Origin of the sequence: Methyloceanibacter superfactus, from assembly GCF_001723305.1 — a bacterium.
In the GTDB taxonomy this organism is placed as follows: domain Bacteria; phylum Pseudomonadota; class Alphaproteobacteria; order Rhizobiales; family Methyloligellaceae; genus Methyloceanibacter; species Methyloceanibacter superfactus.
The window spans coordinates 40,395-55,204 of sequence record NZ_LPWF01000013.1 but is presented as its reverse complement, the minus strand read 5'-3'; the positions used below and the strand labels follow the sequence as shown (position 1 = coordinate 55,204).

Here is a 14,810-nt window from a genome sequence, read left to right as displayed (position 1 = left end):
AAGCCCCGGCAAATGCCAAGAAGATCGACCATGAGCCAGTCCGACCAGCTTTTCGAGGCGCTCCCCGAGGACGCCGCGCCATCCGGTGAGCCCCGGAAGAGCGGGCTCGGCCGCACCGGCATTCTGCCGAGCCAAGCCATCCGCGCGCTGATCGCCTCCGGCGAGATCGCAGGCATGGCCGAGATCGAGGATGCCCAGATCCAGCCCGCGAGCCTCGATCTCCGTCTCGGCAAGGTGGCCTACCGCATCCGTGCGAGCTTCCTGCCCGGCACCAAGGCCACCGTGCGCGAGAAGCTCACGGCGGTGACCTTCCACGAGATCGACCTCACCAAAGGCGCGGTGCTTGAGGCGGGCTGCGTCTATCTCGTGCCTCTGGTCGAGCATCTGAAGCTGCGGCCCACCATCGCCGCCTTCGCCAACCCGAAAAGCTCGACTGGCCGGCTCGACGTGTTCACGCGCCTCATCGGCGATTATCAGGCAGCTTTCGATGCCGTGTCGGAAGGCTATGCCGGACCGCTCTTCGCCGAGATCTGCCCGCGCACTTTCTCCATCAAGGTGCGCTATGGGTCGCGCCTCAGCCAGATCCGCTTCCGCCGCCGCGTCAGCCAGCAGATCGACTCCGATGAGCGGCCCGGCCGGGTGGGCGACCGCGCGTTGCGCGCCATCCACTCCGACGTCGGGCTGGTCGAGGGCGAGGCCGCGATCCGCGAAGGGCTGAACCTGCGCATCAGCCTGGAGCCGATTCCGCCGACGGGCCTCGTCGGCTACCGCGCCCGCCGCTATGCCGGCGTCATCGACGTCGATCAGGTCGGCGCCTACGACGTCCAGCAGTTCTGGGAGGCGGTGCATCTCGGCGGCGACCGCCGCCTCGTGCTCGATCCGCACGAGTTTTACATCCTGGCGTCCAAGGAAAGCGTCTCCGTGCCGCCCGAATACGTGGCCGAGATGGCGCCCTTCGATCCGCTGATCGGTGAATATCGCGTGCATTATGCCGGCTTCTTCGATCCGGGCTTCGGCTATAGCGAAGGCAAGGCGCCCGGCGCCAAGGCGGTGCTCGAGGTGCGGAGCCTCGATATCCCGTTCATCGTCGAGGATGGCCAGATTGTCGGCCGTCTGGTCTACGACCGGCTCACGGAGCTGCCGGAAACGCTTTACGGTCAAGGCATCGGCTCGCATTATCAGGCCCAGGGGCTGAAGCTGTCCAAGCACTTCCGCCAGGAGTGATTTGTCACGAGTGACGCGCCGGGGGGCGCGGGGACGGCAAGAATAATCAAGAATTGAGGGGGGACGGGCATGCAGGCGATCACATCTGCGGTGACTTGGCTGGACGACCTCGTGTGGGGCGTGCCCATGCTGGTCCTCCTGCTCGGCGTCGGCCTTTATCTGACCGCCGGCCTGCGCTTCCGCACCCTGCGCGATCTGCCCTTCGCCTTCTGGATGCTGTGGCGCGGGCGCGTCGCCGAGGGCAAGGGCGAGATCACCCCGTTCAACGCCCTGATGACCGCGCTTGCCGCGACCATCGGCACCGGCAATATCGCCGGCGTCGCCACCGCCATATTCATCGGCGGTCCGGGCGCGGTGTTCTGGATGTGGATGACGGCACTGGTCGGCATGGCCACCAAATTCGCCGAGGCCGTGCTCGCGGTGAAGTATCGCGAGCGGGACAAGCGCGGCAATTATGTCGGCGGTCCCATGTACTACATCAAGAACGGGCTCGGGCCGAATTGGGCCTGGCTCGGCGTATGCTTCGCGCTGTTCGCCGGGTTCGCCGGCTTCGGCATCGGCAACATGGTGCAAGCGAACTCCGTGGCCGATGCGCTGGAGGCCTCCTTCGGCGTGCCCTTCTGGGCGACCGGCTACGCCCTGACGGCGCTCGTCGGCCTCGTGCTGATCGGCGGCATTCACCGCATCGCCGCGGTCGCCGGCTTCCTCGTGCCGTTCATGGCCATCAGCTATGTCGGCGCCGGTCTTGTCGTCATCGCGCTAAATGTCGGGCAGGTGCCGGAGGCTTTTCGCCTGATCTTCGCTCATGCCTTCTCGCCGATTGCCGCGACGGGGGGCTTCGCCGGTGCCGCGGTGTGGGCGGCGATCCGCTTCGGCGTGGCGCGCGGCGTCTCTTCCAACGAGGCCGGCCTCGGGTCCGCGCCCATCGCCCACGCCGCCGCGGAGTGCAAAGGTCCGGTGAGTCAGGGCCTCGTCGCCATGCTCGGCACCTTTATCGATACCATCCTCGTCTGCAGTTTCACCGCGCTGGTGATCTTGACCACGGGCGCCTGGACCAGCGGCCAAACGGGCGCCGAGCTTACCTCGCTCGCTTTCGAGACGGCGCTGCCAGGCGTGGGCAGCGAGATCACCTCGCTGGCGCTGGCGATCTTCGCCTTCACCTCGCTGCTCGGCTGGAGCTATTATTGCGAGCGCGCTTGGCAGTTCTTGCTCGGCGTCAAGGTCATCATCCCGTTCCGCATCGTCTGGTCGCTGGCGCCGATCATCGGCGCCACGGTCAAGCTCAGCTTCATCTGGCTCTTGGCCGACGTGCTGAACGCGCTCATGGCCATTCCGAACCTGATTGCGCTGACTCTGCTAAGCCCGATCGTCTTCGGCGCCGCCCGCGAGTTCTTCAGGACGCGCGGCAAGTCCGAGCACAATCCGTTCTGAAGGCCGTCACTCGACCACGCGGTTGATCTCATCCGCCCAGATCAGGATACCGAAGGCGATGGTGTTGAGGAGAACCCACGCGCCGGTGATCCAGTAGACGCGGGTCATCATGGCCTTGGCGTGCTGGCCGTAACGCCCCGCGCGGATGTCTTGCATGATCGAGACGCCGTCGCCGGCGTTGTAGGCGGCATCCGCCAAGGAACCGCGCGCCCATGTCCGCGCGCCGCGCTGCCGCCGCATCAGCGCCCGGCCGCCGGAGCTCTGTTTGATGCCGCGGTGAAACCAGATGGCGAGCGCCGCCATCGGCAGGGCCAGCAGCGCGAGGCAACCGATAAGGTACCAGCTGCGGGTCCCGGGATCGGCGAGAGCGTGGGCGATAGCGTCCATGGGTCCATACTATCGTCACGCCGAGAGGGGGCAACGGCGATCCGCGCCGGGGCGTACTGAGTGGCGAAAGCCCAATCCATATGCGATGCTTCCGCCGCCCAATGATTTTTTGCGAGAGTGTCTGGGGAGGCCATCATGAAACACGTCGCAGTCGTGCTCACGTTCGCCGTTCTGGCTTACGCGTCTTTGTCAGGCGCCGCGCGCGCCGGAGAGTTGACGGATTTGGCGAAGCAAGCTGAAAGCGATGCCAAGGCGGGCAAGCATCTCGAGGCCTATGACACCATACGCAAGGCCGCGCTCACAGAGTGGGAGGCGGCTCCGTTGCTGTTTCGCAAATCGCTCTTTGTCGCCGGGGACCCCGGCGGTTTCGGCATCTACGACCCGCGCGCCGACAATGTCTTCAAGAAGGGTGAGAAGCTCGTGATCTATGTCGAGCCGGTCGGCTTCACCTGGCAGCCGAAGGACGGTCTCAATAACGCCCTTCTGGTCGCCGATTTGATCGTCAAGGACGGCGAAGGCACGGTCGTTGCGCAGCAAGAGGGCTTCGGCACGTTCACCTTCAAGAGCCATGAGAAGAACATGGAGGTGATGTCCGTTCTGACCATTGACTTCAGCGGCGCGCCGGCGGGCAAATACATTGCCGAGCTCAAATTCAACGACAAGCTGGGCGACAAGTCGGCAAGTTTCGAGCTGCCCTTCGAGATCAAGGAGGCGCAGTAGCCTTCGTTCTAGGCGCGGGCGCGCAGATAGGCCGCCAGATCGTCGAGATTGCGCCCGCTGCCGTCGGCATGCACGCCTAGCGCCTCCGGTGGTGTGCCTAAGCGGTTGACCCAGAACGTCTCGTAGCCGAACCATTTTGCGCCCGCCGCATCCCACCCCGCGAACGGCACGAAGAGAATTTTGGCCACGGGGAGATCGAAGGCGTCGGTTGGCATGCGGTACGCATTCGGGTCGGGCTTGAAGGTGCCGATGAGGTCGGTGCTTAACACCTGATCGAAATAGCCTTGTAGCCCCGCACTCTCGATGGCCGCCTCCAGCATGGCCGGCGTGAAGTTCGACAGGAAGCCCAGGCGAAGCCCGGACTGCCTGAGAGCGTCGAGCGCCGGCCGCGCATCCGGCCAGGCCTTGAGGTGGAGATAGGCGTCCATCACGGCGTCGGCTTGCTCTGCCGAGAGATCGATCTTCAGCGCCTCGGCCGCGTAGGTCAGCGCGTCCCGAGTGATCTTCCAGAAATCCTCATATTCTCCGGCCGCCGTGCGCAGCCAGGTATATTCGAACTGCCGCGTGCGCCAGAGATCGCCGAGCGTCTTGCCGCGGCCCGGCACGATCTTGTCGAGGCCGGCGAAGATCGGGCGGGGATCGAAGATCGGGAACGCATCGAACACGACGGCCTCGATTTTCGCCGCCGCCGCCGCGCGTGGCATGCGGATCAGCGTGCCGGCGAGCGCGGTTGCGGCAAACGTGGTGGTAAGTCCCAGCGCATCGCGTCGTGTAAGCGGCATGACGTCTCTCTAGGGTGTCAGGCCGAGCACGCGCCGCCGCCGAGCACGCAGAACTTGGCACAATGCGGGTGGCAGAGCTTGACGGCGCCATGGTCGAACATGCCCCGATCGGCGCGCGCCGCTTCAACCAGGTTCGCACCCATTTCGAAAGCCGGATCGTAGGGCAGGAGCGTGCAAGGCAGCACGGTGGGAGCGGCGGCGCCTTTCCGCTTCACCACCATGCGGCTCGAAGCGCACATCACCGCGGACGGCGACTTGCCGAGAATGGTCCAGCACGCTTCCGTGATTTCAGGCACGTCGGCCGTCTCGTCCATTTCGGGGAACAGCACGAGCGAGGCGGCATCCTCCGCATCGACCGGCCAACGGCGCTCCGCGATGAGCCGCGCATAGCCGGCCCGCGCTTGCTCCTCGCTCTCGCCCCAGCAGGTCCGCCCCGCCAGCGCCAGCGAAAAGGATTCGCGCGCCAGCCAGTCGATCCCTTCCAGTGTCTTGTCGAAACTGCCGGGCCCGCGCTCCTCATCGTGCAGCGTTCGCGTGTAATGGTCGAGGCTGACGCGCAAGGTCAGCCGGTCGCCATGGGCCGCGCGCAAGGCAAGAAGCCCGTCACGCACGCGCGCCCGCAGCATGGGCTGCATGGCGTTGGTCAGCACCAGCGCTTTTAGACCGCGCCGCAGCACGTCCTCCAGCATGCCGAGAATGTCCGGATTCATGAACGGCTCGCCCCCCGTGAAGCCGATCTCGGTGACGGGAAGCCCCTCGCGCGCGATCTCGTCGAGAAAGGCGGCTGCCTCGGCGCGGGCGATATAGGCGAGCCGGTCGTTCTCCGGGCTCGATTCGATATAGCAATTGCGGCAGGTGATGTTGCAGAGGCTCCCGGTGGCGATCCACAGCGTCCGCAGGGCCACGAGCGGCACCCGCGCGCGGGGCCCGCCTGAGGCGGTCACGTCGGGGTCGGCGAATTTCGCGGGCCTCGTCAGAAGCGCGGCGTCGGTCATGAAGCCCTCCAGCACGGCCCATTAACAGGCCGGCGGGGCTGAACCGCAAGACCGGCGCCCTTCACCACTGCGTGAAGCCAACTTGCTTTTCGCCGCTCTCGTTTCATTGTATGAGGCGAAGATCGCGGGTGTAGCTCAGTGGTAGAGCAGTAGCTTCCCAAGCTACGTGTCGGGGGTTCGATTCCCCCTACCCGCTCCATTCTTCCCGGAATGGCGCATTGCAGGACCGCCATGCTCGGTCTTCTCCCATTTGAACGGCGCGGTGACGAACTGCCAAAGCGCACGGTACGCCGCCGCCGAGATCAACAACCAATAGGCCGGCATCAGCAGGATCTGCCAGGACAGGCGGCCGAGACCACGGCGGCGTGCCGCCAGGAGCGCGAGCGCCATGGCCGCCGCGTAGCCGGTGATGAGGTCGAACCAGGCGATCGTCCAGAAAGGGAGGCCGACCAGGCTCACCGGCCGCGCCAGGAAGCCGCCGCCGCCGAACAGCTCGTAGCCGACCAGCGCGTAGAACCAGGGATGCACCAGCGCCGACAGCACGGTGCCGCCCACCATCACCTGAAAGGCGAGGAAGCCGCGCGGGCCGAGCTCCCGCCACAGGGCGCTGGGCTCGCGCATATGCACGAGCCAGGTCTGCACGAAACCCTTGAGCCAGCGGGTGCGCTGGCAGATCCAGCTGCCGAACCGGCGCGGCGCTTCCTCGTAGGTGGTGGAGGCGATCACTTGGCAACGATAACCGGCCCGCGCCAGCCGCGTGCCGAGATCGGCGTCCTCGGTGACGTTGAACGGGTCCCACGCCATCAGCCATTTCAATGCCGCGACGCGAAAATGATTGGAGGTGCCACCGAGCGGGATCGGCAGCTTGAGCCGGTCGAGCGCCGGCAGCAGCCCGTCGAACAGGGCGGAGTATTCGAGGGTGAACTGCGCGTCAGCCAGTTGTCGCCAGCGTTGTAGATATTCAGCCTGGCCTGCACCGTGGCGAGGTTGGGCGGCCCGGCGGCGAAGGCGGCGAAGGCCCGGCGGAGCTGGTCCGCGTCCGGCCTGTCCTCGGCGTCGTAGATCACCAGATACTCGCCGCGCGCCAATGGCAGTGCATAGTTCAGCGCCTTCGGTTTGGTGCGCGGGCTGACACCGGCACGACGACGATTTCCACGTTGCCGGGAAGCGAGAGCGCCCGCGCCGCCGCCACCGTCTCGCGATCCGTTGCCTCGAGGATCAGCTTGATATCGAGCTTCGCCGCCGGCCAGTCGAGCTGCCGCAGCGCGTGGACGAGCGACGGCAGCATATGCGCTTCGCGGAAGAGCGGTGCGAGGATCGTGTAGGTGGGCAGGTCTGCATCGGGGACGCGCGATTGCGGCGCTGTGTCTTCGGTTTGCCGCATCAGTCCATAGGCGGCGACGGCGCGAAGTCCGATCACCGGCACGAACACCACCCCCAGCAGTAGAGTGACGCCGCGGACGGTTTCGCTTGGCGCTAGCAGTAAGGCGAGCATCAGGGCCGTCGCGCCGGCGATGAAGGAGAGGCGCTGCCAGCGCGGCCCATACATGCGCGCGCTCTGTGCCGGACGGCGCATGGCCAGCGTCTCGACCGCGCCCCGTGCCAGCACCGGCGCGAAGTGATGATAGACCGCGTCTCGCACGGCACGCGGCGTGGCCAAGGCGATGTCATACGGGGCGAGCTGCGCCAGCATGGCGCGCAGCGCGGTGGGGCGGAGCGCTCCGGCGCCAGAACGAACCGGCGCGCCTTCGCCCGCTCCTTCAGGAGCCCGGTCGCCAAACATTGCCGTGGCGTCGTCTTGGCGGCGGGGACGGCTTGTGCCGGCGACAACGCCTCCTTGAACGCCGTGCCGCAGACGCCCGCCAGGGCGCGGTAATAGTCGTCCGCGTCGAGCCAGCCATTGGCGATCAGCACGTCGTGGGGATGGACGCCCCACTGGGCGGCGAGGCGGCAAGCCTGCGTCAGCGTCGCGGCGTCGACGAGGTGGTCCAAGAGAAAGTGGTATTCGGCCTCCGCGGAACCGTCCGTCATCGCGGCGGCACGACCACGCAAGTCCGGTTCCCTGACCGGGCGACTCTGGAGCACAGATGACACGGGAACGCCCCCAGCAACTCCCTGACGCCATCTTTGCACGTCTAGGAGGAGGCGCAATATTGATTAAGAACCGGAAGTTGAATTGGATTTATACAATTAAAAAGCGCAGACATTGTATATGCAACTTTACCGCGCCATGTCTCTCTGGCGGCGCCTGCAAAGCCGCGCTAAGAGGATCGGGTGAACAAGAGCGGCACCGTGATTCCACCTTCGACAAGACAAAACCTGACGGCCTGCTGGCTTGCCGCGCTGGCGCTCGCGGTTGCCTTCGCTTGGCTGCCCGCCCCGGCCTTTGCCCAAGGCCGCAGCGCCATCGTACCGGACAATTGGCAAGGCGATGCGCTGCGTCCGAAGCCGGACATGAAGGGCCTGGACAAGCTCCGCTTCATTACCGACTCCGACTACCCGCCGTTCCACTATTACGACGAGGTGGGCGCACTAACCGGCTTCAACGTGGATTTGGCCAAGGCCATCTGCGAGGTGCTCGAGGTTCAGTGCGAGATCAACGCTACGAATTGGAACGACCTCATCCCGAGTCTCGACAAGGGTGAGGCCGACGCGGCCATCGCCTCCATCCGCATCACCGAGGAGGCCCTGAAGTCCGCCGACTTCACCTCGCGCTACTACGCCACGCCGGCGCGCTTCGTCGTGCACAAGGGAACCGATCTCAAGGACATCCGTCCGGAGACGGTGAAGGGTCTGAAGATCGGCGTGGCCAAGGGCACAGGCCACGAGGCCTATCTCCAGAAATTCTTCCCCGACGCCGCTATCGCCGCCTTCGACACGCCCGAGGACGCGCAAAAGGCGCTCAAGAACGGCGCCATCGACCTCATCTTCGGCGATGGCATCACGCTGACATTCTGGCTCAACGGCGTGACCAGCGAGGCGTGCTGCGAGTTTCGAGGCGGCCCCTATATCGACTCGAAATATTTCGGCGAGGGCGTCGGCATCGCCGTCAAGAAGGGCAACCGCAAGCTCGCCGAGATCCTCAGCTACGGACTCGAGCAGGTGCATGACAGCGGCCGCTATGAGGAGCTGTTCCTGCGCTACTTCCCCATGAGCTTTTTCTAGATGCACTTTTTCTAGACGGGCTTAGGCGGCGCGGTCGTCCATATCGCGCGAAGGGCTTGGCGCCGGCGTCGTCTTGAAGCCCGACCGCCGGAACGGCAGCCATAGACTCCAGCCGAAACGGGTCGGGTCCTCGCTCTGATAGGGGGTAAGGCCGATGGTCATGCCCTGATGGCCGCCTTGCGGCTGCGCCGTATAAGTCCTGAACAGCCTGTCCCACAGCGAGAGATTGAAGCCGTAATTGGAGTCATGCTCGCGGCGCAGCACCGAGTGGTGCACGCGGTGCATGTCCGGCGTCACGATGAGGAGCCGCAAGGGGCGGTCGATCCAACCGGGCAACGCCACATTGGCGTGGTTGAACATGGCGCAGGCGTTGAGGATCACTTCGAACAGGAACACCGCCAAGGGCGACGCCCCGAGCGGCACCACCACGACGATCTTCCACAGCATCGACAACGCGATCTCCACCGGGTGAAATCGGATCGCCGTGGTCACGTCGATGTCGCGGTCTGCATGATGCACGCGGTGCAAGCGCCACAGGATCGGGATCTTGTGGGAGGCGAGATGCTGCGCCCAGATGGCGAGGTCGAGCACGACGAGGGCGATGACGATTTTCAACCATGCCGGCCAAGCCACGGTGTTCAGCAGTCCGATGCCGTGCCTCTGCGCGTAGAATGCCGCGGCGATCGCGGCGACCGGCACCGCGGTCGCGGCCATCAGCCGGAGCAGGAATGCGGCGGTGACGCTGATCCCCACATTGGTGAGCCAGCGGCGTCCTTTCGAGGCGATGAGCGCCCGCTTCGGCCAGCCGAGTTCCACCAGGCCATCACGACGAAGACGCCGATGAACACGCCGAGCCGGATCAGGCTATCGCCTTGGCCGAAAAGATTATCCATGAAAGCGCCGTGTGCGTGAGAGTGCTGGTTGTCAGCTAGTGTGCCGCGCGGGCCACGGCAAGCCAACCACACGGCCCATCACAAGGCCGAGAACGGTCAGCAACGGCCAAGAGCAGCGGGTATGAAAAAAGGGGCGGCGCCAGAAAGCCCCGCCCCCAAAAAATCATCCGTTGGCGCCGATTAGGCTGAAGCCTTCTTCGCCGCCGTTTTCGCGGCTGGCCGTTTGGCGGCCGGACGCGCGGCAGGCGTCTTTGCCTCGCGCTCCTCTTTCTTGGCGTGGAGCTTGAAAGCCAGCACCAGGAGGAAGCCGCCGAACACGATGGCATAGGCGCCGAGCCACCAAGTCAGCACCACGGCACCCACCACCGGCGCGACCAACAGCACGATGCCGAAGATCACCGACGCGATGGCGCCGAGCGCGAGCCACCAGCGGCCGTGGTCGAGCTTCAGGGTCAAGGCGGCGCCGAGCATCAGCGCGCCGGAGACGATCGCCCACACCGCGATGAGGATGACGAAGGCGACCGCGGTGATCGCCGGCCACAGGAAGGCGATGGCGCCGGCGGCGATGTCGACGACGCCTTCCAGGATCAAGAGGCCCCAGCGCTGGCCGTTGCGCGCCGCCTTGATGCCGGAGGCGATGGCGAACACGCCGTCCACCAGCATATAGGCGGAGAACAGAAGAATGAGCGCGAGGATCGCCGCTTGCGGCACCAGCAGGCAGATGAGACCGAAAGCGATGCCGAACAGGCCGCGCAGGCCGACGGCCCACCAGCTATCGGCCAGGACCTCGCTCAGCGCTTCGCAGCGCTCCGCGCGGTCTTTGGGTGAAGTGCTCGTAGCCATGAAACGACCTCCTGCGATTCGCAATTTGCGCAATGATGTAGTCATAAGTGAACCGGCGTGCCGTGAAAACGGCACTTGTCCACATCCCGCGGACAGCCTCAGAGCTCGAGATTGTGCTCGGAAACCAGCCCCGACACGGTCTGGCGCAGCCAGACATGCCCGGGATCGTGATCGAAGCTCGCATGCCACAGCAACGAGATGGTGAAGCTCGGCAGATCGATCGGCACCGGGCTCGTCACGAGACCGAAGGTCTCGGAGAAATAGCGCGCCAGCCGCGACGGCATGGTGGTGATGACCCGCGCGCGGCGCACCACGAAGGGCACGGCGAGAAAGCCGGGCGTCGTCATCACGATGCTGCGGCTGAGCTTGTGCTTGGCCAGCACCTCGTCCACCGCGCCGCGGGAATCGTCGGCGAGACTCGTCAGCACATGCGGCCAGCGGAGATAGTCCTTCAGCGAGATCGGCGGCGCGAGGTTGAGTTGCTCGGCGCTGAACAGGCAGAGAAAGCTGTCGGTGTAGAGTTGGCGGCGCTTGTGGTGGGTCTGGCCTTCATTGAACACGCCGATGCCGAGATCGAGATCGCCGGTATCGAGCTCCTCCAGAATGCTGATGCGGTTGGTGGAGCGGAGGCGTAGCGAGACGCCCGGGGCGGAGTCCTGCAAGCGCTCGATGAGCGTGGGGATGACGGCGACCTCGATGGAATCGGCGAGCCCGATCCTGAACACGCGGTCGGCTGTCGCCGGATCGAACGCCTCGCGTTGCAGCACCGCCGACTGAATCTGCGCCAGGGTCATCCGCACGGGGTCGGCCAGCGCCCTCGCCCGCGGGGTGGGGCGCATGCCCTCGGCGCCGCGGGTCAGGAGTTCATCGCCGAACAGGGTCCTGAGCCGGGCGAGATTATGACTCATGGCCGACTGGCCGAGCCCGACGCGGGCCGCGGCGCGCGTGACGCTGCGCTCCGTCAGGAGCGCGTCGAACGCAACCAGAAGGTTAAGGTCTAGCCGGCTGAGATTGGCATGATCGATACTCATCATCGATCCCATCGATTGGAATAATGCTAACGGAGCGCCCATGTTGAAGGCAACAGCAATCGGGACCGCAGAGGTAGGAACCGGCAGGCTGATCAAGGCGGGGCATGAGATGAGGATTGCCATCATCGGCGCAGGGCGCGTCGGCAAGTCCCTGGGCGCGGCCCTCCGCGCCACACGCCACCGGATTGTCTACGGCGTCCGGTCGGATGAGCTCTCGGCCCGCCCGGTGCACGGCGGCGGCGAGGACATGGAGACCATCGGCGGCGCGATTGCTGGGTCCGACGCGGTGATTCTTGCCATCCCCTGGACCTCGACGGAGGCCATCGTCTGCGAGCATGCCCGGGCGCTCACCGGCAAGATCGTGATCGATGCCACCAACCCGCTGAATGCGACCTCCAGCCGGCTCGCGCTCGGCTTCGACAGCTCCGGCGTCGAGATCCTGCAAAGCCACGCGCAAGGCGCGACCTTCTTCAAGACGTTCAACGCCGCCGGCGCGGACGCCATCGCCCAGCCGTCTTATCCGCAAGGCCGGGCCGTCATGTTCGTCGCCGGGCCCGCGGGCCCGCAAAAGCAGGCGGTGCTTGGCTTGGTCGACGATGTCGGCTTCGAGGCCGTGGATGCGGGCGAGTTACGCGCCGCGCGCTTGCTCGAGCCGCTCGGCATGTTGTGTCTGGAACTGGCGGCGCAAGGCCGGAAAGGCGACTTCGCCTTCGTCCTGGCGTCACGGGAGCCGGCCGAGGTTGAAGCCGAGCATCCATGCGCCGTGGTGGCGCTGGGGGCCGGCTGAGACGGGCGACCCATTTGGCCCAAGGCGCCAGCTTGCCACTCTGGCGCCTTGGGCAAACGTTAGGACGACGAGACCCAGGAGATGCTCGGATTCAAGGTCGACCTCGCGCGATGAAAATCGCTCCCTAGCGGCGTGAGTGCGAGGCCCCGGCCGTCCTTCTGCTTCGCGAGTTGGAAGGGCGGCCGGACACTCCAATCGGCGCCCCCACGCCGAAGGGGCGGTAACCTTTTGTTATGGTTAACGCTCCGGCCATTAAATCGCCACGAAACGCTTGAAAATCATGATGTTTCGCGCTGGCCACCGGCCGGCGCCCGTTAACCATGTCGATGTAAATCGTCAGCACTCTGGGGCCGGGGGGAGGAAGCTGATGACATGCGTATCGTCGCGACCATAGCGCTCGCCGCGTCCGGCGTTCTCGCCTTGGCGTTGCCTTGCGCCGCGCAAAGCCGCGCGGTGTCCGAGGCGCCCAAGACGAGCTACGTGCCGAAGCAGGCGGCGCCGCAGCGTCTGGGCCCGCCGGAATCGCCCGCCCCGCAAGCGGCGCGCGCGGACAAGGCGGCACGCGAGGACGTGCAGCCTCTGCCTCCCCAGCCGGCAACTGCCGCTCCACAACCGGTCACGCGCCAACGGGTGCTGCCGCTGCAGCCTGCCCCACAACAGGCCGCGCCCGCGCAGGCCACCCCGCAACAGGCCGCCCCACAGCAGGCTTACGCGCCCGCGATGCAGACGACGCCGACCTTCACCCCGGCGCAGACCCAGCAGCCCGCGCCCCAATCCGCGTTCTCCTCGCCCGAGCGGCTCATGGACTGGGTGTCCAACTATCGCAAGCAGCCCGATCTTTGGAACGTGCCGGCGGCGGTGCACGCGATGCTCGATTACGGTCTCTTCGGCGACGAGGAGAAGCAGTGGTTCTGCATTGGCTTCATCGCCGGCGTGCTCGGCACCAATCCCCATGACGGTCCCGCGCTTGTCGCGCGCATGTTCCCCATGCCCGACAAGGAGCAGGAGGTCATCATCAGGGCGATCGTCTATTCGGGGCGACCCGACTGGCGCACCCTGCTGGAGAAGAATTCCTCGCGCATGCCCCTGCGCCGTCCGCTCATCGACGATTTTCTCAATGGCAAGCGTCCGGCCCTGATGGATTTGCCGCTGGAGCAGGGGGGCGCGCCCGGTATTTACGCGCTCTGGGGCTACTACGTTGCCACCGGACAGCATCAGCCTGTCATGCGCATCATGCAGGCGCTGCAATGGTCCAAGAACGACGCGGACTCCAACTTCTCCTTCCGCAAGATCTTCACCGGCTGGAGCACGGACCCGAGCGCCGTCGACAAGATTTCGACCGGCGGCACCGCGAAGTGGACGCTTGCCTCCTATGCCGAGCGCGACCGCGAGCTAATCAAGCTCTACCGCGCGGAATATGAGCGCCAGCCGCCTGAGGTGGCCAAGCCGCTGAAGGATGTCATCGAGGCGGCCGAGCTCTTCGAGTCGGAGAAAATCCGCAAGGATCAGTTCGGCGCCATCGAGGACGCGCAGAAAAGACAGCTGAGCGCCGAAGCAGGCATGTCGAAAGGCATGACCGCAAGCTCTCTCGCCATCGCCACCGGTTGCGTCGCGGCGACTGCGCTCGGTCAGCCGCAGATTGCGGTGCCATGCGTGATAGGCGGGGCTCTGTTCACCGGCGCGGCAAGCTCGCCCGCTGAGCGCTACTCGGTGCCGCGGCGCAGGAAATAGCCGACAACGACGCCGAGCCCCATGGCGACCACGAGCGAGGCGGCAAGGTTGTCCCGCATCGTGTCTTCGGCGTCATGTGCTGCCACCGATGCCAGATCGCGGGCGCGTTCGTAGCCATGTCCGGCGCTCTTGCCGGCGCTGCGCGACAGATCCTGCACGTAACCGCGCAAGGTATCGATCTGATCGTAGAGGTCGTCCATGTCGAGGTCTCTTCCGAACCTAGACGTCTTGCGTTCAGCCAAGCCCCACATGATGTCTTCCTCCTGAATTGAACTGCAGGCGCACGTGCGCCGTCTTGAGACTGCTCATCCTACAGTAACGGGCGCGCGGCACCCTTGGTTCCAGCCGCCAGTGTTCGCAAAAGGTAAAGTCCGGGAGCGGTCTTCTCGCTCAAAGCACCGTGTTGCGCGCCCGGATGCCCCGTTCGATCGCCGTGGTGGTGAGCCTATCGAGCTCCAGGCTATCGCCCAGCATCTCGAGGAAGCGCGTTTCCTCGGGCCGCACGTCGAGGTCGGCGGCGGCAACTTCGAGCGCCACGGCATAGGCTGTCTCGCGCAAGCGTTTCGGCAGGGCGAGCCGAAGCATTTGCAGCACCTCCTCGAGACCGTTCTCTTGGCTCAAGAGTTCGCCGCAGGCCTGGGAGGCGGCGATCAGCCTATTCTCGTCATAATTGGCGAAGACGGGCAGGTGGGAGACGATCTCGCCGATACGGGCGAGCTCGGCGTCGGTCATCGTGCGGTCCACGGCCGAGATGGTGACCATCGCATAGATGAGTGCGTCGTGATGGTCCAATGGCGCGGTCATGGGCTCTCCACCTCTCT

General features: G+C 65.6%; 15 protein-coding genes, 1 tRNA gene and 1 pseudogene. 7 read left to right on the top strand and 10 right to left on the bottom strand.

Annotated elements, in window-relative coordinates:
• The first annotated feature begins 30 nt into the window (after positions 1–30).
• Both AUC69_RS04065 and AUC69_RS04060 read left to right on the top strand, forming a co-directional pair.
• Complete coding sequence (locus AUC69_RS04065; RefSeq protein WP_083239075.1) at positions 31–1,224, top strand: 2'-deoxycytidine 5'-triphosphate deaminase; 1,194 nt, start codon at positions 31–33, stop codon at positions 1,222–1,224.
• Between the two features lie 69 nt (positions 1,225–1,293).
• Positions 1,294–2,655, top strand: a complete 1,362-nt coding sequence (locus AUC69_RS04060) for an alanine/glycine:cation symporter family protein (RefSeq protein WP_069441018.1) — start codon at positions 1,294–1,296, stop codon at positions 2,653–2,655.
• 6 nt (positions 2,656–2,661) lie between these two features.
• Here AUC69_RS04060 and AUC69_RS04055 read toward each other — a convergent pair whose 3' ends face one another.
• Positions 2,662–3,042: a hypothetical protein gene (locus AUC69_RS04055; protein ID WP_069441017.1), complete on the bottom strand. Its 381-nt coding sequence runs from the start codon at positions 3,040–3,042 to the stop codon at positions 2,662–2,664.
• Between the two features lie 135 nt (positions 3,043–3,177).
• Between AUC69_RS04055 and AUC69_RS04050 the strand changes: the two genes are divergently transcribed.
• The gene (locus tag AUC69_RS04050; protein ID WP_069441016.1) at positions 3,178–3,762 is read left to right on the top strand and encodes a hypothetical protein; all 585 of its coding nucleotides are present in this window, start codon (positions 3,178–3,180) and stop codon (positions 3,760–3,762) included.
• Positions 3,763–3,770: 8 nt separating this feature from the next.
• On the opposite strand, the gene AUC69_RS04045 is transcribed toward AUC69_RS04050, so the two are convergent.
• Both AUC69_RS04045 and AUC69_RS04040 read right to left on the bottom strand, forming a co-directional pair.
• A complete protein-coding gene (locus AUC69_RS04045; RefSeq protein WP_069441015.1) occupies positions 3,771–4,544 on the bottom strand; it encodes a haloacid dehalogenase type II in 774 nt (257 codons plus the stop codon).
• Between the two features lie 17 nt (positions 4,545–4,561).
• Positions 4,562–5,539, bottom strand: a complete 978-nt coding sequence (locus AUC69_RS04040) for a radical SAM protein (RefSeq protein WP_069441070.1) — start codon at positions 5,537–5,539, stop codon at positions 4,562–4,564.
• A 124-nt stretch (positions 5,540–5,663) separates the two neighbouring features.
• On the opposite strand from AUC69_RS04040, the gene AUC69_RS04035 reads away from it, so the two are divergent.
• Positions 5,664–5,738: transfer RNA gene (locus tag AUC69_RS04035), tRNA-Gly, on the top strand.
• Here AUC69_RS04035 and AUC69_RS16020 read toward each other — a convergent pair.
• Positions 5,702–6,628 carry a glycosyltransferase family 2 protein gene (locus AUC69_RS16020; RefSeq protein WP_342018526.1) on the bottom strand — a complete coding sequence of 309 codons (927 nt, stop codon included), beginning with the start codon at positions 6,626–6,628 and terminating at the stop codon, positions 5,702–5,704. The two genes, AUC69_RS04035 and AUC69_RS16020, sit on opposite strands and share 37 nt — an antisense overlap.
• Positions 6,629–6,641: 13 nt before the next feature.
• Positions 6,642–7,322 carry a glycosyltransferase family protein gene (locus tag AUC69_RS04025; protein ID WP_141700575.1) on the bottom strand — a complete coding sequence of 227 codons (681 nt, stop codon included), beginning with the start codon at positions 7,320–7,322 and terminating at the stop codon, positions 6,642–6,644.
• Between the two features lie 491 nt (positions 7,323–7,813).
• Between AUC69_RS04025 and AUC69_RS04015 the strand changes: the two genes are divergently transcribed.
• Positions 7,814–8,704, top strand: a complete 891-nt coding sequence (locus AUC69_RS04015; RefSeq protein WP_083239073.1) for an ABC transporter substrate-binding protein — start codon at positions 7,814–7,816, stop codon at positions 8,702–8,704.
• Positions 8,705–8,725: 21 nt separating this feature from the next.
• Here AUC69_RS04015 and AUC69_RS04010 read toward each other — a convergent pair.
• From AUC69_RS04010 to AUC69_RS04000, 3 genes and pseudogenes are all read right to left on the bottom strand, one after another.
• Positions 8,726–9,597, bottom strand: a pseudogene (locus AUC69_RS04010) (sterol desaturase family protein).
• A 180-nt stretch (positions 9,598–9,777) separates the two neighbouring features.
• On the bottom strand, positions 9,778–10,440 hold the full coding sequence (locus AUC69_RS04005; RefSeq protein ID WP_069441012.1) for an HdeD family acid-resistance protein: 663 nt from the start codon (positions 10,438–10,440) through the stop codon (positions 9,778–9,780).
• A 98-nt stretch (positions 10,441–10,538) separates the two neighbouring features.
• A complete protein-coding gene (locus tag AUC69_RS04000; RefSeq protein WP_342018521.1) occupies positions 10,539–11,474 on the bottom strand; it encodes a LysR family transcriptional regulator in 936 nt (311 codons plus the stop codon).
• Between the two features lie 106 nt (positions 11,475–11,580).
• Here AUC69_RS04000 and AUC69_RS03995 point away from each other — a divergent pair, with 106 nt between their 5' ends.
• Both AUC69_RS03995 and AUC69_RS17315 read left to right on the top strand, forming a co-directional pair.
• Positions 11,581–12,258 carry an NADPH-dependent F420 reductase gene (locus AUC69_RS03995; protein WP_158008010.1) on the top strand — a complete coding sequence of 226 codons (678 nt, stop codon included), beginning with the start codon at positions 11,581–11,583 and terminating at the stop codon, positions 12,256–12,258.
• A 372-nt stretch (positions 12,259–12,630) separates the two neighbouring features.
• Positions 12,631–13,989, top strand: coding sequence for a hypothetical protein (locus AUC69_RS17315; protein WP_069441010.1), 1,359 nt, complete (start codon positions 12,631–12,633; stop codon positions 13,987–13,989).
• Here the strand turns inward: AUC69_RS17315 and AUC69_RS03985 are convergent.
• Both AUC69_RS03985 and AUC69_RS03980 read right to left on the bottom strand, forming a co-directional pair.
• Entirely contained in the window at positions 13,962–14,189 is a 228-nt protein-coding gene (locus tag AUC69_RS03985; RefSeq protein WP_069441009.1) for a hypothetical protein, read from the bottom strand. The two genes, AUC69_RS17315 and AUC69_RS03985, sit on opposite strands and share 28 nt — an antisense overlap.
• A gap of 190 nt (positions 14,190–14,379) precedes the next feature.
• A complete protein-coding gene (locus AUC69_RS03980) occupies positions 14,380–14,793 on the bottom strand; it encodes a tellurite resistance TerB family protein (protein ID WP_069441008.1) in 414 nt (137 codons plus the stop codon).
• Between the last annotated feature and the right edge of the window lie 17 nt (positions 14,794–14,810).